The 26,255-nt window shown below is 70.7% G+C and carries 20 protein-coding genes and 1 tRNA gene; 14 read left to right on the top strand and 7 right to left on the bottom strand.

The window, feature by feature from the left end; translation table 11 throughout:
- Positions 1-33 precede the first annotated feature (33 nt).
- The gene (locus ACFYP5_RS14715) at positions 34-2,919 is read right to left on the bottom strand and encodes a glycoside hydrolase family 2 TIM barrel-domain containing protein (RefSeq protein WP_389035095.1); all 2,886 of its coding nucleotides are present in this window, start codon (positions 2,917-2,919) and stop codon (positions 34-36) included.
- Between the two features lie 477 nt (positions 2,920-3,396).
- Here ACFYP5_RS14715 and ACFYP5_RS14710 point away from each other — a divergent pair, with 477 nt between their 5' ends.
- The 3 genes from ACFYP5_RS14710 to ACFYP5_RS14700 all read left to right on the top strand — a co-directional run bounded on the left by ACFYP5_RS14710 (position 3,397) and on the right by ACFYP5_RS14700 (position 7,510).
- Positions 3,397-4,203 (top strand): SDR family oxidoreductase, encoded by an 807-nt coding sequence (locus tag ACFYP5_RS14710; protein WP_389035348.1) that lies wholly within the window; start codon positions 3,397-3,399, stop codon positions 4,201-4,203.
- Between the two features lie 492 nt (positions 4,204-4,695).
- Positions 4,696-5,616, top strand: coding sequence for an aldose 1-epimerase family protein (locus tag ACFYP5_RS14705; protein WP_389035092.1), 921 nt, complete (start codon positions 4,696-4,698; stop codon positions 5,614-5,616).
- 100 nt (positions 5,617-5,716) lie between these two features.
- Positions 5,717-7,510 carry a cation:proton antiporter gene (locus ACFYP5_RS14700; protein WP_389035089.1) on the top strand — a complete coding sequence of 598 codons (1,794 nt, stop codon included), beginning with the start codon at positions 5,717-5,719 and terminating at the stop codon, positions 7,508-7,510.
- Positions 7,511-7,601: 91 nt separating this feature from the next.
- On the opposite strand, the gene ACFYP5_RS14695 is transcribed toward ACFYP5_RS14700, so the two are convergent.
- A tRNA-Leu gene (locus ACFYP5_RS14695) sits at positions 7,602-7,689 on the bottom strand.
- Between the two features lie 145 nt (positions 7,690-7,834).
- Between ACFYP5_RS14695 and ACFYP5_RS14690 the strand changes: the two genes are divergently transcribed.
- From ACFYP5_RS14690 to ACFYP5_RS14680, 3 genes are all read left to right on the top strand, one after another.
- Positions 7,835-9,199, top strand: a complete 1,365-nt coding sequence (locus ACFYP5_RS14690) for a M20/M25/M40 family metallo-hydrolase (RefSeq protein WP_389035345.1) — start codon at positions 7,835-7,837, stop codon at positions 9,197-9,199.
- Positions 9,200-9,341: 142 nt separating this feature from the next.
- Positions 9,342-9,575, top strand: a complete 234-nt coding sequence (gene chpH, locus ACFYP5_RS14685; protein WP_030918339.1) for a chaplin ChpH — start codon at positions 9,342-9,344, stop codon at positions 9,573-9,575.
- A 136-nt stretch (positions 9,576-9,711) separates the two neighbouring features.
- Positions 9,712-10,497: a chaplin gene (locus tag ACFYP5_RS14680; protein WP_389035087.1), complete on the top strand. Its 786-nt coding sequence runs from the start codon at positions 9,712-9,714 to the stop codon at positions 10,495-10,497.
- A gap of 68 nt (positions 10,498-10,565) precedes the next feature.
- Here the strand turns inward: ACFYP5_RS14680 and ACFYP5_RS14675 are convergent, their stop codons facing one another.
- Positions 10,566-10,754, bottom strand: coding sequence for a DUF5703 family protein (locus tag ACFYP5_RS14675; protein ID WP_030918345.1), 189 nt, complete (start codon positions 10,752-10,754; stop codon positions 10,566-10,568).
- A gap of 47 nt (positions 10,755-10,801) precedes the next feature.
- Between ACFYP5_RS14675 and ACFYP5_RS14670 the strand changes: the two genes are divergently transcribed.
- A complete protein-coding gene (locus ACFYP5_RS14670) occupies positions 10,802-11,461 on the top strand; it encodes a hypothetical protein (RefSeq protein ID WP_389035084.1) in 660 nt (219 codons plus the stop codon).
- A gap of 61 nt (positions 11,462-11,522) precedes the next feature.
- Here ACFYP5_RS14670 and ACFYP5_RS14665 read toward each other — a convergent pair whose 3' ends face one another.
- Together ACFYP5_RS14665 and ACFYP5_RS14660 are read right to left on the bottom strand one after the other, a co-directional pair.
- A complete protein-coding gene (locus ACFYP5_RS14665) occupies positions 11,523-13,754 on the bottom strand; it encodes an ATP-dependent RecD-like DNA helicase (protein WP_389035081.1) in 2,232 nt (743 codons plus the stop codon).
- Positions 13,751-14,734, bottom strand: a complete 984-nt coding sequence (locus ACFYP5_RS14660; protein WP_389035078.1) for an aldo/keto reductase — start codon at positions 14,732-14,734, stop codon at positions 13,751-13,753. The genes ACFYP5_RS14665 and ACFYP5_RS14660 overlap by 4 nt, the downstream gene beginning before the upstream one ends.
- A 139-nt stretch (positions 14,735-14,873) precedes the next feature.
- Here ACFYP5_RS14660 and ACFYP5_RS14655 point away from each other — a divergent pair, with 139 nt between their 5' ends.
- Positions 14,874-15,923 (top strand): LLM class F420-dependent oxidoreductase, encoded by a 1,050-nt coding sequence (locus tag ACFYP5_RS14655; protein ID WP_389035075.1) that lies wholly within the window; start codon positions 14,874-14,876, stop codon positions 15,921-15,923.
- Positions 15,924-16,121: 198 nt separating this feature from the next.
- Entirely contained in the window at positions 16,122-16,910 is a 789-nt protein-coding gene (locus ACFYP5_RS14650) for a ferritin-like domain-containing protein (RefSeq protein ID WP_389035073.1), read from the top strand.
- Between the two features lie 48 nt (positions 16,911-16,958).
- On the opposite strand, the gene corA is transcribed toward ACFYP5_RS14650, so the two are convergent.
- Positions 16,959-17,954, bottom strand: coding sequence for a magnesium/cobalt transporter CorA (gene corA, locus ACFYP5_RS14645; protein WP_389035071.1), 996 nt, complete (start codon positions 17,952-17,954; stop codon positions 16,959-16,961).
- Positions 17,955-18,013: 59 nt separating this feature from the next.
- Here corA and ACFYP5_RS14640 point away from each other — a divergent pair, with 59 nt between their 5' ends.
- From ACFYP5_RS14640 to ACFYP5_RS14620, 5 genes are all read left to right on the top strand, one after another.
- Positions 18,014-18,712 (top strand): histidine phosphatase family protein, encoded by a 699-nt coding sequence (locus ACFYP5_RS14640; RefSeq protein WP_389035068.1) that lies wholly within the window; start codon positions 18,014-18,016, stop codon positions 18,710-18,712.
- Between the two features lie 107 nt (positions 18,713-18,819).
- A complete protein-coding gene (locus tag ACFYP5_RS14635) occupies positions 18,820-19,410 on the top strand; it encodes a DUF3090 domain-containing protein (RefSeq protein WP_030918365.1) in 591 nt (196 codons plus the stop codon).
- Positions 19,374-20,219 (top strand): SCO1664 family protein, encoded by an 846-nt coding sequence (locus tag ACFYP5_RS14630; protein WP_389035066.1) that lies wholly within the window; start codon positions 19,374-19,376, stop codon positions 20,217-20,219. The genes ACFYP5_RS14635 and ACFYP5_RS14630 overlap by 37 nt, the downstream gene beginning before the upstream one ends.
- A gap of 441 nt (positions 20,220-20,660) precedes the next feature.
- On the top strand, positions 20,661-21,890 hold the full coding sequence (gene mshC / locus ACFYP5_RS14625; protein ID WP_389035063.1) for a cysteine--1-D-myo-inosityl 2-amino-2-deoxy-alpha-D-glucopyranoside ligase: 1,230 nt from the start codon (positions 20,661-20,663) through the stop codon (positions 21,888-21,890).
- 119 nt (positions 21,891-22,009) lie between these two features.
- The gene (locus ACFYP5_RS14620; protein ID WP_389035061.1) at positions 22,010-25,057 is read left to right on the top strand and encodes an NPCBM/NEW2 domain-containing protein; all 3,048 of its coding nucleotides are present in this window, start codon (positions 22,010-22,012) and stop codon (positions 25,055-25,057) included.
- A 69-nt stretch (positions 25,058-25,126) separates the two neighbouring features.
- On the opposite strand, the gene ACFYP5_RS14615 is transcribed toward ACFYP5_RS14620, so the two are convergent.
- Entirely contained in the window at positions 25,127-26,188 is a 1,062-nt protein-coding gene (locus tag ACFYP5_RS14615) for a PAC2 family protein (RefSeq protein WP_389035058.1), read from the bottom strand.
- Between the last annotated feature and the right edge of the window lie 67 nt (positions 26,189-26,255).

Genomic DNA, 26,255 nt, shown 5'->3' with positions numbered 1-26,255 from the left:
AGCGAGGAGGAACGGGCCCTGCTCGCCTCCTGCTCACTCCACGGTGGAGAACACGAACGAGAACTGTGCCGCCGCCGCGGCGAGCCGGTACTGCGGCAGCACGCCCGGACCGCACGACTGCGAACCGATGCCCTGCATCGCGTGGTCCAGATTGACCCAGACGGTCTCCCCGGCCACCAGGTCCGGCAGATGCTCCGCCGCATCCAGCTGCTCGCTGGTCCACCGCCGGGCGGTGAACCAGAAGGGCGTGGTCCCTTCGGCCCGCAGCCCCGCACCGCCGCCGTCCGTCAGTTCCGCCCACCGGACGTCGGCCCGCGCGCCGTTCTCCTGCGGCCGGACGTACGGGGTCTGCATCGCGTCCACGGGCATCTCCCACCGCCCGAGCACCGACGCGGCTCGGGTGTCCGGATACGCCTCGCCGGGCCCCCCGCCGAACCACCGCGCCCTGCCGTACGCGGCAGGCAGCCCGAACCGGACCCCGAGCCGGGGCAGCGGCACCCGCCAGTCCCCCTCGGGTGCCGCGGACACGGTGAGCCCGAGCCGTTGCCCGTGGGCGGTCCACCGGTACTCCGTACGCAGCCCCAGGTCCACCCCCGCGGGCGCCACCCACGTCCGTACGGTCAACGAGTCCTCGCCCACCTCCACGGCGTCGATCCGATGGCGTATCCGATGCAGCCCCAACTCCCGCCACCGCAGTCCGTACCGGTCGTCCGGCTGCCAGGACGCACCGTTGTCGTTGTCGGTCGGCGCCCGCCACACATCGAGCCGCAGGCCCTCCACCGGCACGCCACCGATCCGCACCGGCGCCCCGCTCTGTGCGTCGAAGACACCGTCCCCGAGCGTGATCACCCCTTCAGCCGCCTCCGGACGCCGTCGCACCGCGGCCACGGCAGGAACCGCCGCATCGACCTCCACCTGCCCCCACGCCACCACATGCCCGCGCTCCGCCCACGCGGTGTCCTCGGCGAGCAGCGCCCGCACGGTCCACACGCCCGCGCCCTCTCCGGGGAGTCGCACCTCGGTGTGGGCTCCGGGTGCCACGTCGGGCACGGTGAGCGGGCCCGAGCCGCGGACCTCGCCGTCCACCTCGTGCGACCAGACGAACTCCACGTGGTCCAGCGCTGCGAAGTCGTACCCGTTGCCGATCCTGACCGTGCCCGCCGACGTCCCGGCCTCGATCCGTACCGGCTCGATGACCTTCTTGTACTCGATCAGCCCGGGGGAGGGAGTGCGGTCGGGGAAGAGCAGCCCGTCGCAGACGAAGTTGCCGTCGTGGAGTTCCTCGCCGAAGTCCCCGCCGTAGGCGAAACCGTGCTCCGGGTGGGCGAGACCGTGGTCGATCCACTCCCAGACGAACCCGCCCTGGCAGCGCTCGTACCGCTCGAAGAGCCGCTGGTATTCGCTCAGCCCGCCGGGACCGTTGCCCATCGCGTGCCCGTACTCGCACATGATGAACGGCATGGCGCGCCGCCGGGCGTCCAGTTCCGGGTCGCCCCAGGGGTCCTCGGCCCGCTTCCCGATCAGCTCGACCTCGGCGTGCGTCGGATACATCCGTGAGTACAGGTCGACGTCCTTGCAGGACAGATCGCCCTCGTAGTGCACCAGCCGGTCCGGATCCCGGCCCTTGATCCAGTCGGCCATCGCGGTCAGTCCGCGCCCCGACCCGCATTCGTTGCCCAGCGACCAGATGATCACCGACGCGTGGTTCTTGTCGCGCTCGACCATGCGCGCGGCCCGGTCGAGGAGTGCTGGGGTCCACCGTTCGTCGTCGACCGGGTTGTTGCGCCATTCCAGGTCGACAAAGCCATGAGTCTCCAGATCGCACTCATCGATCACCCAGAGCCCGAGCTCGTCACAGAGATCCAGAAACGCCGGATGCGGCGGATAGTGGCTGGTCCGCACGGCATTGATGTGGTGCCGCTTCATCAGTACCAGATCGCGCCGCATGGTCTCCGCGTCCACAGCGCGCCCGGTCTCCGGGTGGAACTCGTGCCGGTTCACGCCACGGAACAGCACGCGCCGACCATTGACCTGGACGATCCCGTCCTCGACGACGACGGTCCGGAAGCCGATCCGCAACGGAATCCGCTCGCCCGGTGTCACCAGCTCGCCGTCGTACAGCCGGGGCGTCTCGGCGGTCCACGGCTCGACCGGCACGGTCACCGCCTCACCGGTCGCGACGTCGACCCCCAGCTCGGGCACGACCACCCGGCCCCCGGCCCCGTCGCACTCCACCCGCAGGGTGCCGGCCCCGGCGAGGTGGTCGTAGCCCGCGTGCACGAAGAAGTCCCGGGGCGCATCCTGCGGCCGGTGCAGCAGCGTGACGTCCCGGAAGATCCCCGGCAGCCACCACTGGTCCTGGTCCTCGAGATAGCTCCCGGACGACCACTGATGCACACGGACGGCCAGGACGTTGCCCTCGGGCCGCACGATGGCGCCGACCGCGAACTCGTGCGGCAGTCGCGACCCCTTGAAATCCCCCAGCTCCTCGCCGTTGAGCCAGACCCGGGCGGCGGACTCCACCCCGTCGAAGCGCAGCACGACGTCGGCGCCCGCCGGCCATCCGTCGGGAAGATCGAAGGTCCGCAGGTGGTCACCGGTCGGGTTCTCGGTCGGCACGTGCGGCGGGTCGACCGGGAACGGGTAGACGACATTGGTGTACGCGGGCGCTCCGCCGGCCCCTTGCAGCACCCAGTGCCCGGGCACCGCGACCGTCTCCCAGCCGGACGCGTCGAACCCGGACCGTGCGAACGACATGTCCTCGGCGGTCGCGGTCGGGGCGAGCCGGAACCGCCACTCCCCGTTCAACGACATCCGCGGTGCGTCCGACCCGGCGTACCAGGACCGGGGTGGCAGTCCGCCCGATCCGGGGGACACGTCCATGTACCAGGGGAGAGAGTGGCTGTCCTTACGGCTCATGATTCTCCTTGCTCGGCAACGCCCGCTTCGCTGCTGGACGTTAGCCAGGGATGAACCGTTTCAACAAGGGGGCGGAGAGCGGCGTCGGACTGAGGAGCGGCCACAGCCGCCCGGCGTGCGCGAGGCGTCGGCGCGCGGCAGGCCGGCTCCGGACGGGACCGCGCCTGCGCGGCCGGCGGCGCCAGGCGTCCCGGGGGGGCCTTGGTCCGGTTGTGTGACATTCCCGCCCGGCCCGGACCGCTCTGCGCGCCGGGTCCGGGCCGCTCGCCGCGCTCGGTGTTCCCTTCCTGGGGAAGGTGGTGCGGTGCGGAAGGGCTCGCTTCTGCTCCCGGCAGGACGGAGCGGTGACGCCGTGACGCCCCTCCCGCAAGCGACCGCCGGTCCAGCGGCCCGCGGCGGCCATGTCTGCCGACGGGCCGCCTGAGTGGCGAAGGAGAAGTCGTGGTGGCTGGAAGTACCGGTGAGGTCCGGGGTGCGATGTCCGCGCGGCTCGTCGCAGGGCAGAAGGCGCTGGTGACCGGGGCCAATTCAGGTATCGGCAGGGCGACCGCGATCGCACTCGGACGGGCCGGTGCGGACGTCGTGGTCAACTACGTCGTCGGTGAGGACGAGGCCGAGCAGGTCGTCGCGGAGATCAAGGGCTTCGGAGTCCGTGCCTACGCCCACCAGGCCGATGTCTCCGACGAGGCCCAGGTCGTCGGCATGGTCGCCCGCATGGTCGAGGAGTTCGGCACCATCGACATCATGGTGGCCAACGCGGGTCTCCAGCGGGATGCGCCGAGTGTGGAGATGACGCTCGCCCAGTGGCAGAAGGTCATCGACGTCAACCTCACCGGCCAGTTCCTCTGCGCGCGGGAGTCCGCCAAGGAGTTCGTGCGGCGCGGCGTCGTGCCGGAGGTCTCCCGGTCCGCCGGAAAAATCGTCTGCATGAGCTCGGTCCACCAGATCATCCCCTGGGCGGGCCATGTGAACTACGCCTCCTCCAAAGGCGGCGTGGGCATGATGATGGAGACCCTCGCACAGGAGCTGGCCCCCCAGGGAATCCGGGTGAACGCCGTTGCGCCAGGCGCCATCCGCACCCCCATCAACACGAGTGCCTGGGACACCCCCGAGGCCGAGTCCGACCTCCTGCGGCTGATCCCGTACCGCCGGGTCGGGGAGCCGGAGGACATCGCCAACGCCGTCGTCGCGGTGGCATCCGATCTGCTCGACTACGTCGTGGGCGCCACGCTGTACGTGGACGGTGGAATGACACTCTTCCCCGGCTTCGCCACCGGAGGCTGACCCCCGCCGGCAGCCCGGGCCGCGCCTCGCCGGGAGACGGACCCGGCGGGGGTCTCCGCCGGGTCCGCCGACCGCCCGAGCGCCGCGGCGGTCTGCGGATCGCCGACCAGCCCGTGCTCGGCGATCAGCGGATAGCGTTCGTTCATAGTGGCTCCGGTGGTAGGAAGCCCCGAGCCCACCCACCACTGTCCGACAGAACGGATTCCCGCGCCTGGCCTGCACGGAGTACCGGCGTCGGGCCGCCCGGCCGGTGCCACGGCATGACCGCTCGACCACACCTGGCCCTGGTGCAGTGGACGGACGACCGGGCCGTGGACCGCCACGCATGCCCCCCGTGGGCGAACTTGCCCGGCCATCGGAGCAGGACGCTCGTGTCCCGCTTGACTCGCCAGGTCGTTGTCCGCACGCTCCCGAGAGGCGGCCGACGGCCCGGCCGCCACCCAGCCCGGACTTGCGGGCCGTCCGCCTTCGAGCAGACCGAGGAGGCCACGCGTGCACGAAAGCCGGACCGGCCGACAACTGACCCTCCGTCATGGGGACCGGAGCGCGGTCGTCGTCGAACTCGGAGCGGCCCTGCGCCACTACGCCGTGGGCGACCGGCTCGTACTCGACGGATTCGCGCCGGACGACCGGATCACCGGCGGGCGCGGTCAGCTCCTCGTGCCGTGGCCCAACCGGATCCAGGACGGCCGCTACCGCTGGGACGGGCAGGACCAACAACTGCCTCTGACCGAACCGGTGAACGGAAACGCCATCCACGGCCTGCTCCGCTGGACGTCGTGGCGGATCGTCGAGGCGCAGGAGGACCGAGCGGTGCTCGATGTCTCCCTGTGGCCCCAGCCCGGCTACCCCTTCCACCTCCGGGTCCGCGCCGAGTACACCCTGGATGACGAGGGCCTCGGTGTGGCCGTCATCGCACGCAACCTCGGCGAGAACGCCGCACCCTACGGGGTCGGCCAGCACCCCTACCTCACGGTCGGCACCGGGACCGTGGACGACGCGCTGCTGACCGTACCGGCGCGGACACGGCTGCGCACGGGCGAGCGGGGGCTGCCGGTGGCCGCCGAACCGGTCCAGGACACTCCGTACGACTTCCGTACGCCTCGAGCCATCGGGACCCAGCTGCTGGACACCCCGTTCTGCGACCTCGACCGGGATGCGCGCGGGCGGGCCGTGGTGAGCCTCGCCCATTCGTCCGGCGCCTGGGGTACCGACGTATGGCTCGGCGAGGGCGCCGATCACGTCCAGCTGTACACCGGTGACACCCTGCCCGAAGGGGAGCGGCGCCGCTCCGTCGCCATCGAGCCGATGTCGTGCCCTCCGGACGCGTTCCGCAGCGGCACGGGACTTGTCACTCTGCGGCCCGGTGAGGAGCACACGGTCCGCTGGGGGATCACCCCGTGGCAGGAGTGACGGTGGCGCGGCGATGCTCGATGCCGCCCGGTCCGCCGGGGCGCCGGTGTCAGGAGCGTCCACCGGCCGGTCGGACGATCCGGCACCGCGGAGGCGCTGCATGACGACGGATCAGGTCCTCATGGGCGTGGGACTGACCCTGGTGCTCGCCGTCGGATCGCAGGTCCTGGCAGGCCGGCTGCGTATCCCGGCACTCATCGTGCTGCTGCCGGTAGGGTTCGCCGCCGGTGCGCTGGTGGACGAGCTCGACCCGTACCGGCTGCTGGGTCCGGCGTTCTCCCCTCTCGTGTCGCTCGCTGTCGCGGTGATCCTCTACGACGCGGGCCTCGGGCTCGATCTCAGAAAACTGAAGGGCCATCTCCGCCGCGTCGTCATCAGGCTGATCTGGATCGGGGTCCTGATCACCTGGGTGCTCGGCACACTCCTCGCCATGCCGCTGCTGGGTATGGACCGGCGGGCGGCCGTCATGCTGGGCGCGATCCTCGTGGTCTCCGGACCGACCGTGGTCGGGCCGCTCCTCAGCTTCGTCCGGCCCAAGGAACGGCCGCAGCACATCCTGGTCTGGGAGGGCTCCCTCATCGACCCGGTCGGCGGCATCCTGGGGGCGCTCGTCTTCCATTTCATCTCGGCGAGCACCGGTCGTCACCTCGGCAGCGGAGCGCTGAACTTCCTCGGCAGCGTCGGGGTCGGGGTGGCGGGCGGCATCGTCGGAACCGCGCTGCTGTGGGTGGTGTTCCGCCGGCTCCGGCCCGGCGAGATCCTCGGGACCACGGCCCAGCTCGCCGCGGTGATCGCGGTGGCGGCCTGCTGCGACGTCGTGCGCGAGGACTCCGGACTCATCGCCGCCGTGATGATGGGTTTGGCAGTCGCCAACCACCCGGGTTTCGACGTCCCGGAATGCCGGCCTTTCTTCGAGACTCTGGTCAGCCTGATTCTCGGCCTGCTCTTCATCTCCATCTCGGCCACAGTCACCCCGCAGTCGCTGCGGCACGTGGTGCTTCCCGCGTTGGGCCTCACCGTTGTCCTGGTGCTCGTGGTCAGGCCACTGGTCGCGATCGTGTCGACGCTCGGCACGGACCTGACGAGGGGCGAGCGGGGCTTCATCGGCTGGTTGGCACCGCGCGGCATCGTCGCGGCGGCGACCGCCTCGACGTTCTCCGCCACCCTGGTCGCGAAGGGGATCGGCGGCGCTTCGAAGATTCTCCCCACCACCTTCGTCGTCATCGTAGCCACGGTGACGCTGTACGGGCTGACGGCATCGGCGGTCGCCAGGCGCCTCGGCGTCGTCAGACCGTCCCGCTCACGTCCGCTGCTGGTCGGCGGCGAGCCATGGGTGGTGGACCTCGGGCGAGCGTTGGGAGCGGCGGGGCTGCAGGTGCTGATGTGGGCCGGCCTGGACCAGCAGCGTGAGCGCATCCGACAGGCGGGACTCGAACTCGCGCCGGGGGAGCTGCTGGCTGCCGCCACCGGGGAGGGCGCCGAGCTGGAGGGCATCACGGCGGTGTTCCTCCTGACCGCCGAGGACGATTTCAACGCGCTGGCGGCCACCGTCCTGCGCGGCAGCGTGGAGGGATCCGTCCATCGCGTCGGTTCTCCGCGCGAGAGCGTCGGTGTGGTGGCCCCGTTCATCGGGGGCGAGGTCCTGTTCAGCACGGAGCTGACCGGGATGGCACTGACCCGGAGGTACGAGAAGGGGGCGTCCATCGTGACAAGACCCGCAGATCAGGCCGCACCGGCCGGCTGGGACGTGCTGTTCCTGGTCCGGGGCGACGGCCGGCTCGATCCGGTCACCGAGGCGAACCGTCCGCTGCCCGGACCGGGTGACCTCGCCGTCCTGCTGGCTCCCGCCTCCACCGATCGCCCCGCTGTGCCACCCGCTCCGGGGCCATGGTGAGACCGGCGTAGGGCCACGAAAAGAAGAGGCGGATCGAGTGGGTACTCGATCCGCCTCTGCTCGGTCTTCCTGCGCAAAGCCGGAAGACCGCTGGTGTCCGAGGGGGGACTTGAACCCCCACGCCCGATAAAGGGCACTAGCACCTCAAGCTAGCGCGTCTGCCATTCCGCCACCCGGACAAGGTGTCTGTCTCGCGGGCCGTGCCCGTTCCGACGTGGAAAACAATAGCAAACATTCGGGGGTGCTCGATCACGCCACTGGCCGTGCGAACGGCGCATGACGGGGGGACGGGCGGCCTTGGGTGAGCGGGCCCGGCGCGGGAGGATGGGCGGGAGCACCAGGGTGACAGTGGAAGGAAGCAGTGTGAGCGAGACGAACACGGTCGGCAGCCCGTCCGGCGAGGACGAGGTCGTGGACCTCTGCCGCGAGCTGATCCGGATCGACACCAGCAACTACGGAGACCACTCGGGCCCGGGTGAACGGGTGGCCGCCGAGTACATCGCCGAGCAGCTCGCCGAGGTCGGGCTCGAGCCGAAGATCTTCGAATCCCACAAGGGCCGTGCCTCTACCGTGGCCCGGATCGAGGGCGAGGACCCGTCGAGGCCCGCGCTGCTCATCCACGGCCACACCGACGTCGTGCCGGCGAATGCCCAGGACTGGACGCACGACCCGTTCTCGGGTGAGATCGCGGACGGCTGCGTGTGGGGGCGCGGCGCGGTCGACATGAAGGACATGGACGCGATGACCCTGGCGGTCGTCCGCGACCGGATGCGCAGCGGCCGCAAGCCCCCGCGCGACATCGTGCTGGCGTTCCTGGCCGACGAGGAGGCCGGTGGTACGTACGGTGCGCGGTATCTCGTCGACAAGCACCCGGACCTCTTCGACGGCGTCAGCGAGGCGATCGGTGAGGTCGGCGGCTTCTCCTTCACGGTCAACGAGAAGCTGCGGCTCTATCTCGTCGAGACGGCCCAGAAGGGCATGCACTGGATGAAGCTCACCGTGGACGGCACCGCCGGGCACGGCTCGATGACCAACAACGACAACGCGATCACCGAGCTCTGCGAGGCCGTCGGGCGGCTCGGACGGCACAATTGGCCGGTCAGGGTGACCAAGACCGTACGGTCCTTCCTGGACGAGCTGTCCGACGCGCTCGGCACCCCGCTCGACCCGGAGGACATGGACGCCACGCTTGCCAAGCTGGGCGGCATCGCCAAGATGATCGGCGCCACCCTGCGCAACTCGGCCGCCCCGACCATGCTGGGCGCCGGGTACAAGGTGAACGTGATCCCGGGCCAGGCCGTCGCCCATGTCGACGGCCGCTTCCTGCCCGGCTTCGAGGACGAGTTCCTGGCAGACCTGGACCGGATCCTCGGCCCGCGGGTGAGGCGCGAGGACGTGCACGGCGACAAGGCGCTGGAGACCAGCTTCGACGGCTCCCTGGTCGATGCCATGCAGGTCGCACTGAAGGCGGAGGACCCGATCGCCCGCGCCGTCCCGTACATGCTCTCCGGTGGCACCGACGCCAAGTCCTTCGACGACCTCGGCATCCGCTGCTTCGGATTCGCGCCGCTGAAGCTGCCGCCGGAGCTCGACTTCGCAGGCATGTTCCACGGTGTGGACGAGCGAGTTCCGGTCGACGGTCTGAAATTCGGCGTGCGGGTGCTCGACCGTTTCATCGACAACTGCTGAATCATCACGCCGGTAATCGCCAGCGTGTGCGTATGTGACCGGAACGAGTGAAAGGAACCATACGCTCGTAGCCCCATTACTTCCTCCTCGTTACAGGTGATGCGGTCCGCGGCTGGGGCCGCATTGCCAACTAGGAGGAATAATGATCAAGAAGGTCGTCGCTGCTGCGGCAGTCACTGGCGGTCTGGTGCTCGCGGGTGCGGGCATGGCCGTCGCCGACTCGGGCGCGCAGGGTGCCGCTGTCGGGAGCCCCGGTGTGATCTCGGGCAACACGATCCAGGTTCCCGTGCACGTGCCGGTGAACGTGTGCGGCAACACGATCTCCGTGATCGGGCTGCTCAACCCCGCCTTCGGCAACGGCTGCGTCAACGGCTGATGTGCATCAACCCGTAAGGGTCTGAGCCCGGTCGGCCTCGGGGTGCACGCCATGCACTCCGAGGCCGACCAGGCACTCCGCCCCCCGCACGGTCGAGTCCGGGGGTTTTCCGGAAGGCAGAAGGCAGGAACAACCTATGCGACAGGTCACGCGTAAAGGCCTGATCACCATGGCGGCAGCGGGCGGAGTGCTCGCGCTGAGTGGTGGCTATGCGCACGCCGACGCGGGAGCGACCGGCGACGCATCGAATTCCCCGGGGGTGCTGTCAGGGAATTCGATCGAGATCCCGGTCCACGTACCGGTCAATGCATGTGGCAACTCCGTGAGTGTCGTCGGACTGCTCAATCCCGCAGCCGGAAACGCTTGCGGAAGCGGTTCGGGAAGCGCTGCGGGAAGTGCGACTGCGAGCCGACACGGCTCGTCCGCCCCCGCATCGGGCAGCCGGGCATCGAACCACAGGGCCCAGGACCCGTCGGCAGTCGACCTCGGGCCGGGAACCGGCAAGCACCGGGCCGTCGGCAGCGGCAGCACGGACGGGGCGACCGCTGAGGGGTACGCGCAGGGCTCGCCCGGCATCCTCTCGGGCAACACCGTCCAGGCGCCCATCGACATCCCCGTGAACGCCTGCGGGAACAGCATCACCATCGGCGGACTCCTCAGCCCGTCCTCCGGCAACAGCTGCGAGAACGACCCGGACGTCGCGCCGCCGCCGGTCAGGCAGGTCACCCCGGGCAAGCCCACCCCGCCGATGGGGCTCACGGGGTTCGGAGTGCCGAGCACCCCGAATGCACCCGAGCCCCAGGCGGTCGAGCTCGCACACACCGGCGCGGGCGGGCTCGACCTGCTCGTCCCGGCGAGCGCGGGCCTGCTGCTGGCGGGCGCGGGCACGGTGCTGTACCGCCGCTCCCGCATGTCCGCGTAGCGGCAGGACGAACGGGCACAGGCGGAACGAAACGAGCGGGCCCCGCGGATGCGGGGCCCGCTCCCGTGTCACCAGGTGGCCCGTAGCTGGCGGATGATCCGCCGGCGAAGCCGCACCCTGCGGCTGCCGTCACGGCGCAGCGTCAGTCGGTCCAACTCCCAGTGCCCGTACTCGGCATGGTCGGTCAGCAGGCGGGCTGTCTCCTTCCGGGACACCCCGCGCGGCACGTACACGTCGACAAATTCGTATTCCGGCATCGCATCTATTGTGCGGGCAGAGCCTGTGTACGGATAGCGTCTGCACTATGTCTGATGCTGCGCAGCCCACCGCTGCCGAGGTACGCGCCGCCGCCGATGCCGTCAAAGCCGCGCTCGACCATCACCTCGAGGCGGTCGAGCGCCGGTCCGGGGACGACGACCCGGCCGTCTACGACGCGTTCAACGCACTGGCCGCTGCGGCCGAGGTCTACGACGAACTCCTCTACGACCGCTACGACGAGGTCACCCCCTTCGAGATCCCCGGCGTCGACGACTCCATGCCGCCGTACGCCGGCCCCGAGGAGCCGAACGCGCTCAGCGTGCTGATCCGCCGCGACTACGCGGTGGTGGAGCCGCCCCGGCTGCTCGCACAGGCGCAGCGGATCGTCGACGCTGATCCGGGCGTCGGCGGCAGTGGGACCGGCACCGCGGCCGGCACCAGTGTCCATGCGGCGCTCGGTGTGCTCTTCGGCGAGTACGAACCGGACGAGATCGCCTCCCGGCACCAGGAGTTCGGTCTGGAGGAGGGCGACTCCACCCTCTGGGTCTCGGCGGCCGAGGAGCTGCCCGAGGCGGGGGAGTGGCTCAGCGCCCCCTTCGACGAGGCCGACCCGCAGCTGGTGGTCTGCCGCTTCGACGTCAGCTCCGTCTTCGACGAGGACGACCTCGACGAGGAGCTGGACGACCTGGCGACCGACAGCTCCTGATCCTGTTGCCGACGGGGCCGGAGGACCGACGTGGTGTGCGGTCCTCCGGCCGTCCGGTCGCCTAGACCGTGGCCGTCGGCAGTGCCTCCAGCAGGGCGCGCAGCCGGGTCGTGCGGTCCTGGGACGGGGACTCGGCCACCGCGCGCGGCAGCGCCTGGTCAACCCCGTGCACCACGGACAGATGCCGCTCCCCACGGCTGAACGCGGTGTACACCCACGCCCGGCTCAGCCCCTGCGCGGCGTCACCGGGCAGCACGACGACGACCGCCGGCCACCGCATCCCGGCCGCCTGGTGAGCGCTGAGGGCCCAGCCGTGGCGTACCGACGACTCCACCCGCTCCTGCGGTACGACGACCGGCGTGCCCGCGCAGTCCAGATGCAGCCCCTCGGAGTCGGCCGAGACGACCACGCCCGCGACCGCCCTGCCGGGCGTCGGGATGTGCACGACCCGGTCGCCCGGGTCGAAGCCGCCGAACCGTCCCGGGCCGGCGTTCAGCCGCTGCTTGAGCGCTGCGTTGAGCGCCCGGGTGCCCGCCGGTCCGCCGTGCCCGACGGTGATCACCTGTGTGTCCGCCGACGGTACGCCGATGGCGCGCGGCACCGAATCGGCGACCAGCTGCACGGTGCGGTGCACCGCCTCGCCCGCGTCGTGCACGGGGACGATCACCACCTCCTTGCCGGGCGCCTCCACCTGGTTCAGCTCGCCGATGCCGATCCCGGAGACCAGCTCGCCGATCGGACCGGGATCCGGCGTACGGGAGGCCACCTGCGGGCACGCGCGGGCGGCCAGCACATCCGCGAACACCCGGCCCGCACCCGCCGAGCCCAGCACTCCCGGATCGCCGCTCAGCACCAGCCGGGTGCCGTCGGCGAGGGACTCCACCAGGATCGCGGCCGTCTCGACATCCAGCTGCGGGGCGTCCAGCACGACCAGCAGGTCGACGGCGATCGCCCCGTCCTCGTCCCGGCCGGGGCCCTCCGCGCCGGCGAGCAGTCCGGCGAGGGTGACGGCCGCCGACGGGTCGCCGAGTGCTTCGGCCAGCCGCCTCCTGCCGTCCACGCTGTGGGTGGCGCCGACGGCCTGCAGCCCGAGGGAGCGGGCGGCGGTGATCAGCGCGGCGGGTTCGGCCCTGGCCGTCTCACCGCCGGTGTGCGCGACGAGACCACCGGCCGCGACGGTGCGGATCAGCTCAGCCGCCGAGGGGGAACCGGCGGCCGCGGCGGCCTCCGACCAGTCGGCATCCTTCTCACAGGCGTTGACCAGCCGCGCCATACCGTCGGCGAGACTCTCCTCGGCGAGCGCGTACCGGTCGAGGCCGAGCAGCACCTGCGGCGGCTCCTGCCCGGCGCTGTCCTCGGCCTCCTCGCCGGATTCCGTGAGATCCTCCGCCTCCTCGTCGGCCGGCTCCCCCGGACCCTCCTGGAAGACCAGCACGACACCCTCGGCGACAGCGTGCTGCACGGCTGCCTCGGGGTCGGTCACCGCATGCTCCGCGAGCGCGGCCCGCACGACAGAGGCGTCCAGCGCGGTATGCCCCTGCAGCGCGGCGCGCTCCAGCAGCCAGCCGACCAGCGCCGCCGTCCGCCGCTCGTCGTCCGGGCCGCAGGCGGCGCCCAGCAGCGCCCGCGCGAAGCCGTCGGCCTGCTCAGGCCGGACCCCGGCGACGGCCAGCAGCTGCCACGGGTCCTCACGCAGCACGTCGGCGGCCTGAGCGCCGAGCGTCCGTGCCGCCGGGCCCGCCAGAGTCTCCGGTGCCCCGCCCTCGGCCAGCACGGCCGACACCGCGGCCACGGCCTCCGCGGAGGCGCCCTGCGGAGCCCTGACCGGCTCGGATGCACGGGGGCGTAGCGGTGCGGGTGCGGGAGCGGCCCGGCGAGGGGCCGGCGCGGGCGCGTCGAAGAACGCCGCACCGGGCTTCTCGCCGCTCTCCACGGCGCGCACCGCCGCCAGCAGATCGGCGGCCGGCCCGCTCAGCTTGGCGCCGGCCGCGATGGGACCGCCCTTCTCGGCCTTGCGCTTCTCGATCCGCTCCCGCAACTCACGCTGGGCAGCGAGTTCGGCCTCGGCCTCGGAGAGCGCGGCGGCCGCCTCGCCGTCGGCCGTGCCGGTGGAGTCAGCTGCGCCGGACGCGTCCGTCTCCTCCGCCTCAGGATCCGTGGCCGCCCCGCTCGGGTCGCCTCCCGTGTCCTCGGCGGACGGGTCGGGTGCGGCGGCAGCGGTGTCCGCGACAACGGTGTCGTCGTCGGCGGCGGCCGAAGGGCCGGGGGTCTCCCCCCGGGGAAGCGCAGTCACAGCGTGCTCCAGTCCTGGTCGGGATAGCGGTGCACGGGCGCCGACACATCGTCGAGCGCCTGGCAGATCTCGTCAGGAAGACTAAGCGCCTCCACTGACAATGCCTCCGTGAGCTGGTGTGCGTTGCGTGCGCCGACGATCGGGGCCACCACTCCCGGCCGGTCCCGGACCCAGGCGAGCGCCACCTGCAGGGCCGTCGTGGCCAGGCCGTCGGCCGCCGTCGCCACCGCGTCCACGATGCGGCTCGCCGGGTCGTCGAGATACGGCTCGACGAACGGGGCCAGCAGCTCCGAGGCACCGCGCGAGTCCGCCGGAGTGCCCGTCCGGTACTTGCCGGTCAGCACCCCGCGGCCCAGCGGGGACGACGGCAGCAGCCCCACGCCCAGATCGAGCGCGGCCGGCAGCACCTCGCGCTCCACGCCCCGCTGCAGCAGTGAGTACTCCATCTGCGTACTGGCCAGCCGGGTGCGCACCCCGGGCGAGGAGAGCTGCCAGGTCGCAGCCTTGGCCAGTTGCCAGCCGCAGAAGTTGGACACCCCCGCGTACCGGGCGCGGCCGGTCGACACCGCCAGGTCGACCGCCTGAAGGGTCTCCTCCAGCGGAGTCACCGGGTCGAAGGCATGCACCTGCCACAAGTCCACGTAATCCGTACCGAGCCGCTCCAGCGAGGCGTCCAGTGCGGCGAGCAGATGCCCGCGCGAGCCGTTGAAACGGCGGTACGGATCGGCCACGCTGCCCGCTTTCGTGGCGATGACCAGATCGTGCCGAGGCACCAGCCCCTCGACGAGCCGCCCCAGCAGGTACTCGGCCTCGCCGCCGCCGTACACATCGGCTGTGTCGACCAGGGTGCCGCCCGCCTCCCAGAAGACCTTCAGCTGTTCGGCAGCGTCGTGCTCGTCGGTGTCCCGGCCCCAGGTGAGGGTGCCGAGCCCGATCCTGGACACTCGAAGGCCGGTGCGGCCGAGATGCCTCTGCTCCATGGGCGCTGAGATTACTGGCCAGAGCCCCACTCGGCGGAAGCCTGTGGACAACCAGGGCCAAGTCGCCCCTGCCGTATACCGTTGCCGCGCGCTAGAGTCCCCGGCACAGGGACGTTACTGATCAGTAAGGGGAGCGGCTATGCGGCTCGGCATCAATCTCGGTTACTGGGGCGCGGGAATGGACGGCGACAACCTCGCCGTCGCCCAGGAGGCCGATCTGCTCGGCTACGACGTCTGCTGGGCGGCCGAGGCGTACGGCTCCGACGCCCCGACCGTACTGACCTGGGTGGCAGCCCAGACCGAGTCCATCGACGTCGGCTCCGCCATCATGCAGATCCCGGCCCGCCAGCCGGCCATGACGGCGATGACCGCCGCCACCCTCGACTCGCTCTCCGGCGGCAGGTTCCGCCTCGGTCTCGGTGTGTCGGGACCGCAGGTCTCCGAAGGCTGGTACGGCGTCAAGTTCGACAAGCCGCTGGCCCGCACCCGTGAGTACGTGGAGATCGTCCGCCGGGCGATGTCCCGCGAGCGGCTCTCGTACGAGGGCGAGCACTGGACGCTCCCGCTCCCGGACGGCCCGGGCAAGCCCATCAAGCTGACCGTGCACCCGCAGCGCGAGCACATTCCGCTGTACATCGCCGCGATCGGCCCCAAGAACCTGGAGCAGACCGGCGAGATCGCCGACGGTGCGCTGCTGATCTTCCCGTCCGCCGAGCACCTCGAGGACACCGCCGTGAAGCACCTGCGGGCGGGCCGCGAGAAGGCCGGGAAGACCATGGAGGGCTTCGACGTCTGCCCGACGCTGCCGCTGGCCGTCGGCGACGACATCAACGGGCTCGCCGACATGTTCCGCCCGTACACCGCGCTGTACGTCGGCGGCATGGGGAGCCGCAAGCAGAACTTCTACAACCAGCTCGCCCAGCGCATGGGGTACGAGAAGGAAGCCGCCGAGATCCAGGACAAGTACCTGTCCGGCGACAAGAACGGCGCCGCGGCGGCCGTGCCGCACCAGCTGATCGACCAGACCACGCTGCTCGGTTCGGTCGAGCGGATCGCCGAGCGGATGCGGGCCTACGCCGCCGCCGGTGTCACCACGCTGACCCTCGCCCCGGCCGGCTTCACACTCGACGAGCGGCTCGCCGCCCTGCGTGCCGGTACGGACGCCCTGGAGCTGTCCGGTCTCGCGTAACCAACTGAGCGGACAGCACTACGGCCGTGGTGGGGGCTCGGGGGTCTTCCCCGCCACGGCCGTCACGCAGCACAACGCGCCACGCCGTCATCGGTTACGCTCCGCCCGTTCGGCCCTGTCGAACCGGACTCCGGTTGCCGACTCCCCCGTACCGCATTTGACTTTCCTTCTGCGGTCACCGGCACGGAGGCGCCAGCGATGCTCTCGGCAAAGAACCTGTTCCAGGAGATCCTCGACAACGACGAGTCGTTCCGGCTCTTCTGCTCCATCGCCGCAGGCGGAGAGTCGCAGGGCGGCTGGGAGAACGGTCGCATCGCGGCCCTCGCCCCCGAGAGTCAGCGCGCCCTGGTCCCCAAGATCGCCCGGCACGGCGCCGACGAGGACAAGCACGGCCGGATCTTCGACGCCCTGCTGAAGAGGCGCGGGCTTCGGCCGGTCGAGGTGCCGTACGAGACCGACTACACGAGGCTCCTGGAGCAGTACGGCATCGGTCTCGCCCACGAGCAGCTGAGGTGCGACGAACCGCTCACCGAGCAGGACATCATCACGTATCTCGCGCACAGCAGAGTCACCGAGCAGCGCGCCTCCGAACAGATGGCACTGCTTCTCAGGTACTTCGCCGACCACCCGGACCTGGGCCGCGCGGTGAAGATGATCTCGAACGACGAGGACAACCACCTGTCCTACTGCCACGAGGAGTTGCTCCGCCTCGCCCGGTCCGGGCACGGACGTACGATCCAGCGCATCCTGCGGGAGTGCGCGCTCACCGAGATCCGTGTGTACCGCGACGTCAGCCTCGCCGTGATGGACCACATGGGACGCATCCTGGGCTGGCCCAGGACAAAGGCAGCGGTGCTGGGCGCCGCGATCCGCGGCCTCTACGCGTACGAACGCCTCGTCGGCTGGCGGCGCATGGTCAGCCTGGCAGCGCCCGAGCGGCCCGACGCGCTGGGCGGCCCGACGGTCCCGGCGCCCGAGTACGCCTGAGCCGCGCAGTCGGAGCCGTCGGTCCGCGTCGTGGGTTCTGTCGTCACCTCAGAGCCAGCCGCGGCGCTTGAACATGCGGTACAGGCCGAACACCGCACAGCCCATCAGCACGATCACCGTCGGATACGTCCACACCCAGTGCAGCTCGGGCATGTGGTCGAAGTTCATGCCGTAGATCCCCGCCACCATGGTCGGAACGGCAGCCATGGCCGCCCAGGCCGAGATCTTCCGCATGTCGTCGTTCTGCCGCAGCCCCGTCTGCGCCAGATGTGCGGCAAGGATGTCGGAGAGCAGCCGGTCCAGCCCCTCCACATGCTCGTTGGCGCGGGTCAGATGGTCGCTCACGTCCCGGAAGAACGGCTGCGAGTGCTCGTCGACGAACGGCACACTGGCGCCCGCCAGCCGGCTCATGGGCGCGCCCAACGGGCCGGTGGCCCGGCGGAACTCCAGCACCTGCCGCTTGAAGGTGTAGATGCGCGAAGCGGTGTTCTTGGTGTCCACGCTGCCGCTCGGTGCGAACACCTCGGTCTCCAGCTCCTCCAGGTCGATCTGGAGCTCGGCCGCCACATCTATGTAGTGGTCGACAACGGCGTCGCTGACCGCGTACAGCACCGCGGTCGGCCCGTGCCTGAGGACCTCCGGTTCGGCCTCCAGCCGGCGGCGTACCTCGGCGAGCGGCGCACTCTCCCCGTGCCGGACCGTCACGACGAACGAATCGCCTATGAAGAGCATCAGCTCGTCGGTGGTGACAGTGTCGCCCTCCGGCTCGTACACCACCGGCTTGATGACAGCGAAGAGAGAGTCGTCGTACACCTCCAGCTTGGGCCGCTGGTGCGCGCACAGCGCGTCCTCCACGGCCAGCGGGTGCAGCCCGAACTCGCTGCTGACGAGGTCGAACTCCTTCTCCGTGGGCTCGTGCAGTCCGATCCAGAGAAAAGCGTCCCCGGTGGCCCGTGCCTCGTCGAGGGCATCGGAGAAGTCGGCGGGTCCGTCGGTACGACGCCCGTCCCGGTAGATGGCACAGTCCACAATCACGGCGTGCATTCTTCCCTGCTCCGGGCCCCGGCGCACCTTTCGTGGAACGTCGGCCTACGCTGGCCCGTATGCCGACCCTGATCCTCGTACGCCACGGACGCTCCACCGCCAACACGGCCGGGGTGCTCGCGGGCCGGACCCCCGGTGTCGCGCTCGACGAGCGCGGCGCCGCGCAGGCCGCCGCGCTGCCCGGGCGACTCGCCTCACTGACCCTCGCCGCCGTCGTCAGCAGCCCCCTGCAGCGGTGCTTGGAGACGCTGCAGCCGCTGCTCGACGCCCGGCCCTGGCTGCCGCTGCACACCGAGGAGCGGATCAGCGAGTGCGACTACGGCGACTGGTCGGGGCGCAAGCTCGCGGAACTCACCGACGAGCCGCTGATGGCCGTCGTGCAGCAGCACCCCTCGGCAGCGGCGTTCCCCGGCGGGGAGTCGATGCGCGCCATGCAGACGCGTGCCGTCGGCGCGGTACGGGACTGGAACGCCCGGATCGAGGCCGAGCACGGCGAGGGAGCCGTGTATGTCATGTGCTCGCACGGCGACATCATCAAGTCCCTCGTCGCCGACGCACTCGGGATGCACCTCGACCTCTTCCAGCGGATCCAGGCCGAACCCTGCTCGGTCACCGCGATCCGGTACACCCGGCTGCGGCCCTTCCTGCTGCGGCTCGGCGACACCGGCGACTTCGCCTCGCTGGAGCCGCGCGAACAGAGTGCAGGCCCCGACGCGGATACGGATGCGACGGTCGGGGGCGGCGCTGGGGCGCCGTGATCGCTTCGCGCAGTAGGGTGGACGCGCCGTAGGCGCCTCTCCGGGGGACTGAATTCCCGGACCCCGGCCGCCCCTCATTTGCCGTCAATACTCAAGGGAGACAGGACGTGTCCCGTCAGGTGTTCCTCTACGACCCCCCGGACCGTTTCGTGGCCGGTACGGTCGGGCTGCCTGGACGTCGTACGTTCTTCCTGCAGGCCTCCTCAGGCGGACGTGTCACCAGCGTGGCCTTGGAGAAGACCCAGGTCGCCGCACTCGCCGAACGGATCGACGAACTCCTCGACGAGGTGGTCCGGCGGACCGGAGGGAACTCACCGGTGCCCGCCGTGGCACCTATGGATGTCACCGACACCGCGCCGCTCGACGTGCCCGTCGAGGAGGAGTTCCGGGTCGGCACCATGGCACTCGCCTGGGACGGCGAGGAGCAGCGCATGATCGTCGAGGCACAGGCCCTGGTCGAGCTGGACGCGGACTCCGACGACGATCTCGCGGAGGCCGAGGAGCGGATGCTGCAGGACGAGGAGAACGGTCCGCCGATGCTCCGGGTCCGGCTCAGCGGCGCGCAGGCCCGCGCGTTCGCCAAGCGCGCCCTGGACGTCGTCAACGCCGGCCGTCCGCCGTGCCCGCTGTGCAGCCTGCCGCTCGACCCGGAAGGACATGTATGCCCGCGCCAGAACGGATACCGCCGGGGAGCCTGACGGACACCGAGCTGGTCGACCTGCTCACCAAGGGGCAGCTCACCGTCCTCGGCCAGGTCCGCGGGGCGTCCAACGCGGTGCTCTACTGCACCGTCGCGTACGAGGGCGAGGAGCGGACCTGCGTCTACAAGCCCGTCGCCGGGGAACAGCCGCTCTGGGACTTCCCCGACGGCACGCTCGCCCAGCGGGAGGTGGCCGCGTACGAGATCTCCGAGGCGATGGGGTGGGGGCTGGTGCCGCCGACCGTGCTGAGGGACGGGCCGTACGGGGAGGGCATGTGCCAGCTGTGGATCGAGGCCCCTGCCGGGGAATCGGCGGACGGCGACTCACCGCTGCTGGCGCTCGTCGAGGACGAGGAGCCGGCGGACGGGTGGAAGGCCGTCGCCCTCGCCGAGGTGGGCGAGGGGGAGACGGCCCTGCTGGTGCACGCGGACGATCCGCGGCTGCGGAGACTGGCGGTGCTCGACGCGGTGATCAACAACGGTGACCGCAAGGGCGGACACCTGCTGCCCGCGCCCGGCGGACGGCTGTACGGCATCGACCACGGTGTGACATTCAACGCGGACGACAAACTGCGGACGCTCCTGTGGGGGTGGGCGGGCGAGCCGCTGACGGCCGAGGCCGTCGAGGTGCTGGGGCGGTTGGCGGAGGAACTCGTGCCGGGGACGACGCTGGTCACTCGACTGGCGGAGCTGATCACCGCGGTGGAGATCGATGCGTTGCGGGGGAGAGTGGACGGGCTGCGGGGGGCGGGGCGGCATCCGGAGCCGAGTGGGGGGTGGCCGTCCATACCGTGGCCGCCGGTGTGACGGACGAGACGTTGTTCTTGCCCTACCCACCTGGAACCGGGGCTCCGCCCGGGCTCCGGTGTGGTCGAGCGCCGGACGGGCTGGACCGTTCCGGGCCCCACCATCTGGACCCCGGTGTCCTCAAGCGCCGGACGGGTTGGGTTCCTGGGGGCTCCGCCCCGGGCCCCGCTCCTCGGGGCGGGCGCCGGAGGGGCTGGTACGGGACTGGCTGGAATTGGCGGTCGGGCTGAAACGGCCACACCCGAGGCCGTCCGGCGATCGAGGACATATTTTTCGTCGCGGCCGGCGCCCGAGGACGTCCTTCAGGGGGCCGTGGGCCGTGCTCCGGCTCGGGAAAGCGCGGCGCGGGGACAGCACATCCGGCACACGCAAGACCGCCTCTCCGGCCAGGATCCGGTATCCGGTTCGTATCCGGAAGCAACGTCCGGTTACGCTCATGACATGCATGCCTGGCCCGCTTCTGAGGTCCCCGCCCTGCCTGGCAAGGGCCGCGACCTTCGGATCCACGACACCGCGACCGGCGGACGGATCACTCTTGACCCCGGTCCCGTCGCCCGCATCTACGTCTGCGGCATCACGCCGTACGACGCGACCCATATGGGTCATGCGGCGACCTACAACGCGTTCGACCTCGTTCAGCGCGTGTGGCTCGACACCAAGCGGCAGGTTCACTATGTCCAGAATGTGACTGACGTGGACGATCCGCTGCTGGAGCGGGCTGTGCGCGACGGCCAGGACTGGACCGAGCTCGCCGAACGCGAGACGGCCCTCTTCCGCGAGGACATGACCGCCCTGCGCATGCTTCCGCCGGAGCACTACATCGGCGCGGTGGAGGCGATACCCGGCATCGTGCCGCTCGTCGAACGCCTCCGGGACGCCGGCGCCGCCTACGAGCTCGACGGCGATGTGTACTTCTCCGTCGAGGCCGACCCGCACTTCGGCGAGGTGTCCAACCTGGACGCCGAGGCGATGCGGCTGCTCTCCGCGGAGCGCGGCGGCGACCCTGAGCGCCCGGGCAAGAAGAACCCGCTCGACCCGATGCTGTGGATGGCCGCCCGCGAGGGCGAGCCGAGCTGGGACGGTGCCTCGCTCGGCCTGGGCCGGCCCGGCTGGCACATCGAGTGCGTGGCCATCGCCCTGGACCACCTGGGCATGGGCTTCGACGTCCAGGGAGGCGGGTCCGACCTCGCCTTCCCGCACCACGAGATGGGTGCTTCGCACGCCCAGGTGCTGACCGGCGAGCACCCGTTCGCAAAGGCGTACGTGCACGCCGGGATGGTGGCCCTGGACGGCGAGAAGATGTCGAAGTCCCGGGGCAACCTGGTCTTCGTATCGGCGCTGCGCCGGGACGGTGTGGATCCGGCCGCGATCCGGCTGGCCCTCCTCTCGCACCACTACCGGTCGGACTGGGAGTGGACCGATCAGGTGCTCGCCGACGCCGTCGAGCGGCTCGGACGGTGGCGTTCCGCCGTCTCCCGGCCCGACGGACTGTCCGCCGACGCCCTGGTCGAGGAGGTCCGCGAGGCCCTCGCCGACGACCTGGACGCCCCGGCCGCCCTGGCCGCCGTGGACCGCTGGGCCGAGCGTCAGAACGCCGAGGGCGGTACGGACGAGGGGGCGCCCGGCCTCGTCTCGCGTACCGTCGACGCGCTGCTGGGTGTCGCGCTCTAACGCCTTGTAACAACCCGTCTGTTTCCGTCCGGTGACCGGCCTTGGACTTCTCCACGAAGTTCGGGGCCGGTTCTGTTTTGTCCATGGTCAAATGCTTGAGACTGCGCTAAAAGCGCTCTATGCAATCATCAACGCGCATCAGAGTGGCGGCAGTTGCAGCTCTGCTGGGACTGGTCGCCGTCTTCGCGGGGCCTGGCAGCGCACAGGCCGAGTCGGCCGAGCCCGACGCCACGACGGTCGGTGATGTCACCGGCTTCCTTGCCGACGGGCCCGTCTACCACCTCGAAGCCGGCACCGCCGAGGCCCGTGTCAGCTTCGTATCCGCCGAGACCTTCCGTATCGAACTGGCCCCGGACGGCACGTTCACCGACCCGACCGGCGACGACATAGTCCTGCCGCAGGGCGCCCCGCCGCACACCCGGTGGAAGGAGCGCAGCGACCGCTACGAACTCTCCACCGGCAGCATCACCCTGCGTGCCTACAAGTCGCCGCTGCGCTTCGAACTCCGGCGGGCCGACGGCAGCCTCGTCTGGTCCGAGGCCAAGGGACTGAGCTGGGACGGGAAGCGGACCACCCAGACCCTGGCCCGCGGCGCCGACGAGCAGTTCTACGGCGCCGGGATGCAGAACGGCCGCGGCAACACCTCGCACCGCGGCCAGACCGTCGAGGTCGGCGTCGACTACAACTGGGACGACGGGGGCCACCCCAACTCCGTGCCGTTCTACCTCTCCTCGGCCGGATACGGTGTCTTCCGCAACACGTACGCACCCAACACGTACGCGTTCACCGACCCGGTGAGCACCAGCGCACAGGAACAGCGCTTCGACGCCTACTACTTCGCCGGCGACGACGCCAAGGACGTCATCGGCCAGTACACGAAGCTCACCGGCAAGCCCTTCCTGCCGCCCGTGTACGGAATGGAGATCGGCGACGCCGACTGCTATCTGCACAACGCCAACCGCGGCGAGCGCCGCACCCTGGACGCCCTGAGGATCGCCGACGGCTACGTCGAGCACGACATGCCGAACGGCTGGATGCTCGTCAACGACGGCTACGGCTGCGGTTACGAGGACCTCGCCGAGACCTCCAAGGGCCTCCAGGAACGCGGCATGCAGCTCGGGCTGTGGACCGAGGACGGCATCGACAAGATCGCCGACCAGGTCAAGGCAGGTCAGCGGGTGGCCAAGCTCGACGTCGCGTGGGTCGGCTCGGGTTACAAGTTCGCTCTCGACGGCTGCAAGGACGCGTACAAGGGCATCGAGGACAACAGCGACGCCCGCGGTTTCACCTATGCTCCCGAGAGCTGGTCGGGGGCGCAACGCTGCGGCGTCCAGTGGTCCGGTGACCAGTACGGCACCTGGGACTACATCCGCTGGCAGATCCCGACCTACGCGGGCGCCACGATGTCCGGCCTCGCCTACACCACCGGCGACGTGGACGGCATCTTCGGCGGCAGCGCCAAGACGTACAGCCGTGACCTGCAGTGGAAGATGTTCCTCGGCACCACGATGACCATGGACGGCTGGGCGGCCAGTGACAAGCAGCCCTACCGGTACGGCGAGCCGTACACCACCATCAACCGCGACTACCTCAAACTCAAGGAGTCGCTGCTGCCGTACCAGTACTCGTACGCACACGAGGCGACCAAGACCGGTGTCGGCATGGTCCGCCCGCTCGTCCTGGAATACCCGGACGACCCCAGGGCGGCGACGGACGCGGCGAAGTACGAGTTCATGTCGGGCGAGGACTTCCTCGTCGCACCCGTCTACCAGGACAGCACCCGGCGCGACGGGATCTATCTGCCGAAGGGCACCTGGATCGACTACTGGAGCGGCCGGACGTACGAGGGGCCGACCACCGTCGACCACTACAGTGCCCCGCTCGACACCCTCCCGCTCTTCGTGAAGGCCGGGGCCAGCGTGCCGATGTGGCCGGGCATCCGCTCCTACCAGGACCGCACGAGCGACTCCCCGCTGGCCTGGGACGTCTACCCGCAGGGCAAGTCCTCCTTCACGCTGTACGAGGACGACGGCGTCACCCGCCGGCACCGCGACGGCAAGTACGCCACCCAGCGGGCGGACGTCGACGCACCCGCCCGGGGCGCGGGCGACATCACCGTGAACATCGGTGAGAGCAAGGGGGACTTCACCGGCAAGCAGAGCCGGCGACCGTACGAGTTCAGCGTGCACACCGGGTCGGCACCGAGGGCCGTCAAGCTGAACGGCCCACTGCCCCGGCTGAGTTCCGCGGCCGCGTACAGGACCGCGAAGCAGGGCTGGTGGTACGACCAGGACGACCGCGGCGGTGTGGTGAAGATCAAGACCGCACCGCTGAGCACGGACCGGAAGTTCAGCCTGAAGCTGGAGGGCACCAGCGCCGTCGGCGGCAGGAAGGCGTCCACCAACGCCGCCGTCTCCGCTCCGGACGCGCAGGAGGTCGGGGCGGGAGTCGAGGGAACCGTGGCCGTCGATGTCGCCGCGGGCAGCGCCGATGTGACGGACGCAGCGGTCACCCTGGACGTCCCCGAGGGGTGGCAGGTCACCCCGGCGAAGACCGTGGACCGGATCCCGGCAGGCACCACCCGACGGGTCGAGCTGACGGTCACTCCGGCGAAGGACGCCGTGGCCGGGGAGGCCCGGATCACCGCGGTCGCCCGCTACCGGGCGGCGGGTGAAGCCCGTACCACCGTCCAGCGGTTCGCGGCCGGGGTGATGCCCCAGCCCCCGACCGCGGACAGCTGGGCGAGCGATCTCGTCTGGCTGAAGTCGACCAACGGCTACGGGCCGGCCGAGCGCGACCGCAGCAACGGCGAGTCGGGTGCGACCGACGGACACACCCTCTCTCTCGCCGGGAAGACGTACGAGAAGGGGATCGGTTCTCACGCCGACTCCGACATCGAGGTCTATCTCGGCGGGCGCTGCACCACGTTCACCGCCGACGCGGGGATCGACGACGAGATCAACGGCTACGGCGAAGTGGCCTTCTCGGTCGAGGCGGACGGCGAGGTGCTGTGGACGTCGCCGAAGGTGACCGGGGCGTCGGCGACCGTGCCGGTCGAGGTGGACGTCGCCGGTGCGCGCCATGTGCACCTGAAGGTCACCGACACCAACGGTTCCAAGACCGGTGACCACGGGGACTGGGCCGCGGCGCGGTTCAGCTGTTCCTGACAGCAGGAGCGCCGGGCGGGTCCCACCCGCCCGGCGCTCGACCGGTCACGACGGACTGCCGTATCGTCCTCAGTCCTCCGATGAATCCGGTGAACCCGATGGGTCCTCGGGACCGGGACCGGTCTCGTCGTCGGAAGGCCTGTCCTGAGCGGACTCGCCCGGGGCTCCCTGCGGCGGTCCTGGCTCCGGCTTCGGCGGCTTCGGCGGCCTGGTCCGCCCGCTCGACGTGTCGCGCAGGTATGAGGCGTCGCCGCTCTCGGTGGCATGCCCGCCGGGCGCCTGGCCGGGCGCGACGTCCCGGCGCCGCAGATACCGCTCGAACTCCCGGGCGATGGCCTCGCCCGACGCCTCGGGAAGCTCCGCGGTGTCCCTGGCCTCCTCGAGCGTCTGCACGTACTCGGCCACTTCGCTGTCCTCGGCGGCCAGTTGGTCGACCCCGAGCTGCCAGGCGCGCGCGTCCTCGGGCAGTTCGCCCAGGGGGATGCGCAGGCCGATCAGGTCCTCCAGGCGGTTCAGCAGCGCCATGGTCGCCTTCGGGTTCGGCGGTTGCGACACATAGTGCGGCACCGCCGCCCACAGGCTCACCGCCGGCACACCGGCATGTGTGCAGGCTTCCTGGAGGATGCCGACGATGCCCGTCGGACCCTCGTACCGGGTTTCCTCCAGGTCCATGGTCCGCGCCAGGTCGGGATCGGAGGTGACCCCGCTGACCGGCACGGGGCGGGTGTGCGGGGTGTCGCCGAGCAGTGCGCCCAGGACCACCACCATCTCCACGCCCAGCTCATGGGCGAAGCCCAGGAGCTCGTTGCAGAACGAGCGCCAGCGCATCGACGGCTCGATACCGCGGACCAGGACGAGATCGCGGGGCTTGTCACCGCCGACGCGGACCACGGAGAGCCGGGTGGTCGGCCAGGTGATCTTACGTACCCCGCCGTCCAGCCACACCGTCGGCCTGTTGACCTGGAAGTCGTAGTAGTCCTCGGCGTCGAGCGCCGCGAAGACCTCGCCCTTCCACTCCCGGTCCAGGTGCGCGACCGCTGTGGAAGCGGCGTCACCTGCGTCGTTCCATCCCTCGAACGCGGCCACCATGACCGGGTCGATCAGCTCGGGAACCCCCTCGAGCTCGATCACCCAGGCCTCCTTCCGAAGTTCCCTTGCGTACGCACCAACCTTACGGCTTCCGGCCTCTCCCGCCGCA

The organism is Streptomyces sp. NPDC005262, from assembly GCF_042872425.1.
Taxonomy (GTDB): Bacteria; Actinomycetota; Actinomycetes; order Streptomycetales; family Streptomycetaceae; genus Streptomyces.
The sequence above is the reverse complement of the archived record's forward strand: the minus strand, read 5'-3'. Positions and strand labels throughout refer to the sequence as shown.

Coding starts and splice junctions, on each gene's coding strand:
- ACFYP5_RS14715 (WP_389035095.1), bottom strand. CDS start 2,919: ATGAGCCGTAAGGACAGCCACTCTCTCCCCTGGTACATGGACGTGTCC.
- ACFYP5_RS14710 (WP_389035348.1), top strand. CDS start 3,397: ATGTCCGCGCGGCTCGTCGCAGGGCAGAAGGCGCTGGTGACCGGGGCC.
- ACFYP5_RS14700 (WP_389035089.1), top strand. CDS start 5,717: ATGACGACGGATCAGGTCCTCATGGGCGTGGGACTGACCCTGGTGCTC.
- ACFYP5_RS14690 (WP_389035345.1), top strand. CDS start 7,835: ATGGGCGGGAGCACCAGGGTGACAGTGGAAGGAAGCAGTGTGAGCGAG.
- chpH (WP_030918339.1), top strand. CDS start 9,342: ATGATCAAGAAGGTCGTCGCTGCTGCGGCAGTCACTGGCGGTCTGGTG.
- ACFYP5_RS14680 (WP_389035087.1), top strand. CDS start 9,712: ATGCGACAGGTCACGCGTAAAGGCCTGATCACCATGGCGGCAGCGGGC.
- ACFYP5_RS14675 (WP_030918345.1), bottom strand. CDS start 10,754: ATGCCGGAATACGAATTTGTCGACGTGTACGTGCCGCGCGGGGTGTCC.
- ACFYP5_RS14670 (WP_389035084.1), top strand. CDS start 10,802: ATGTCTGATGCTGCGCAGCCCACCGCTGCCGAGGTACGCGCCGCCGCC.
- ACFYP5_RS14660 (WP_389035078.1), bottom strand. CDS start 14,734: ATGGAGCAGAGGCATCTCGGCCGCACCGGCCTTCGAGTGTCCAGGATC.
- ACFYP5_RS14655 (WP_389035075.1), top strand. CDS start 14,874: ATGCGGCTCGGCATCAATCTCGGTTACTGGGGCGCGGGAATGGACGGC.
- ACFYP5_RS14650 (WP_389035073.1), top strand. CDS start 16,122: ATGCTCTCGGCAAAGAACCTGTTCCAGGAGATCCTCGACAACGACGAG.
- corA (WP_389035071.1), bottom strand. CDS start 17,954: ATGCACGCCGTGATTGTGGACTGTGCCATCTACCGGGACGGGCGTCGT.
- ACFYP5_RS14640 (WP_389035068.1), top strand. CDS start 18,014: ATGCCGACCCTGATCCTCGTACGCCACGGACGCTCCACCGCCAACACG.
- ACFYP5_RS14630 (WP_389035066.1), top strand. CDS start 19,374: ATGCCCGCGCCAGAACGGATACCGCCGGGGAGCCTGACGGACACCGAG.
- mshC (WP_389035063.1), top strand. CDS start 20,661: ATGCATGCCTGGCCCGCTTCTGAGGTCCCCGCCCTGCCTGGCAAGGGC.
- ACFYP5_RS14620 (WP_389035061.1), top strand. CDS start 22,010: ATGCAATCATCAACGCGCATCAGAGTGGCGGCAGTTGCAGCTCTGCTG.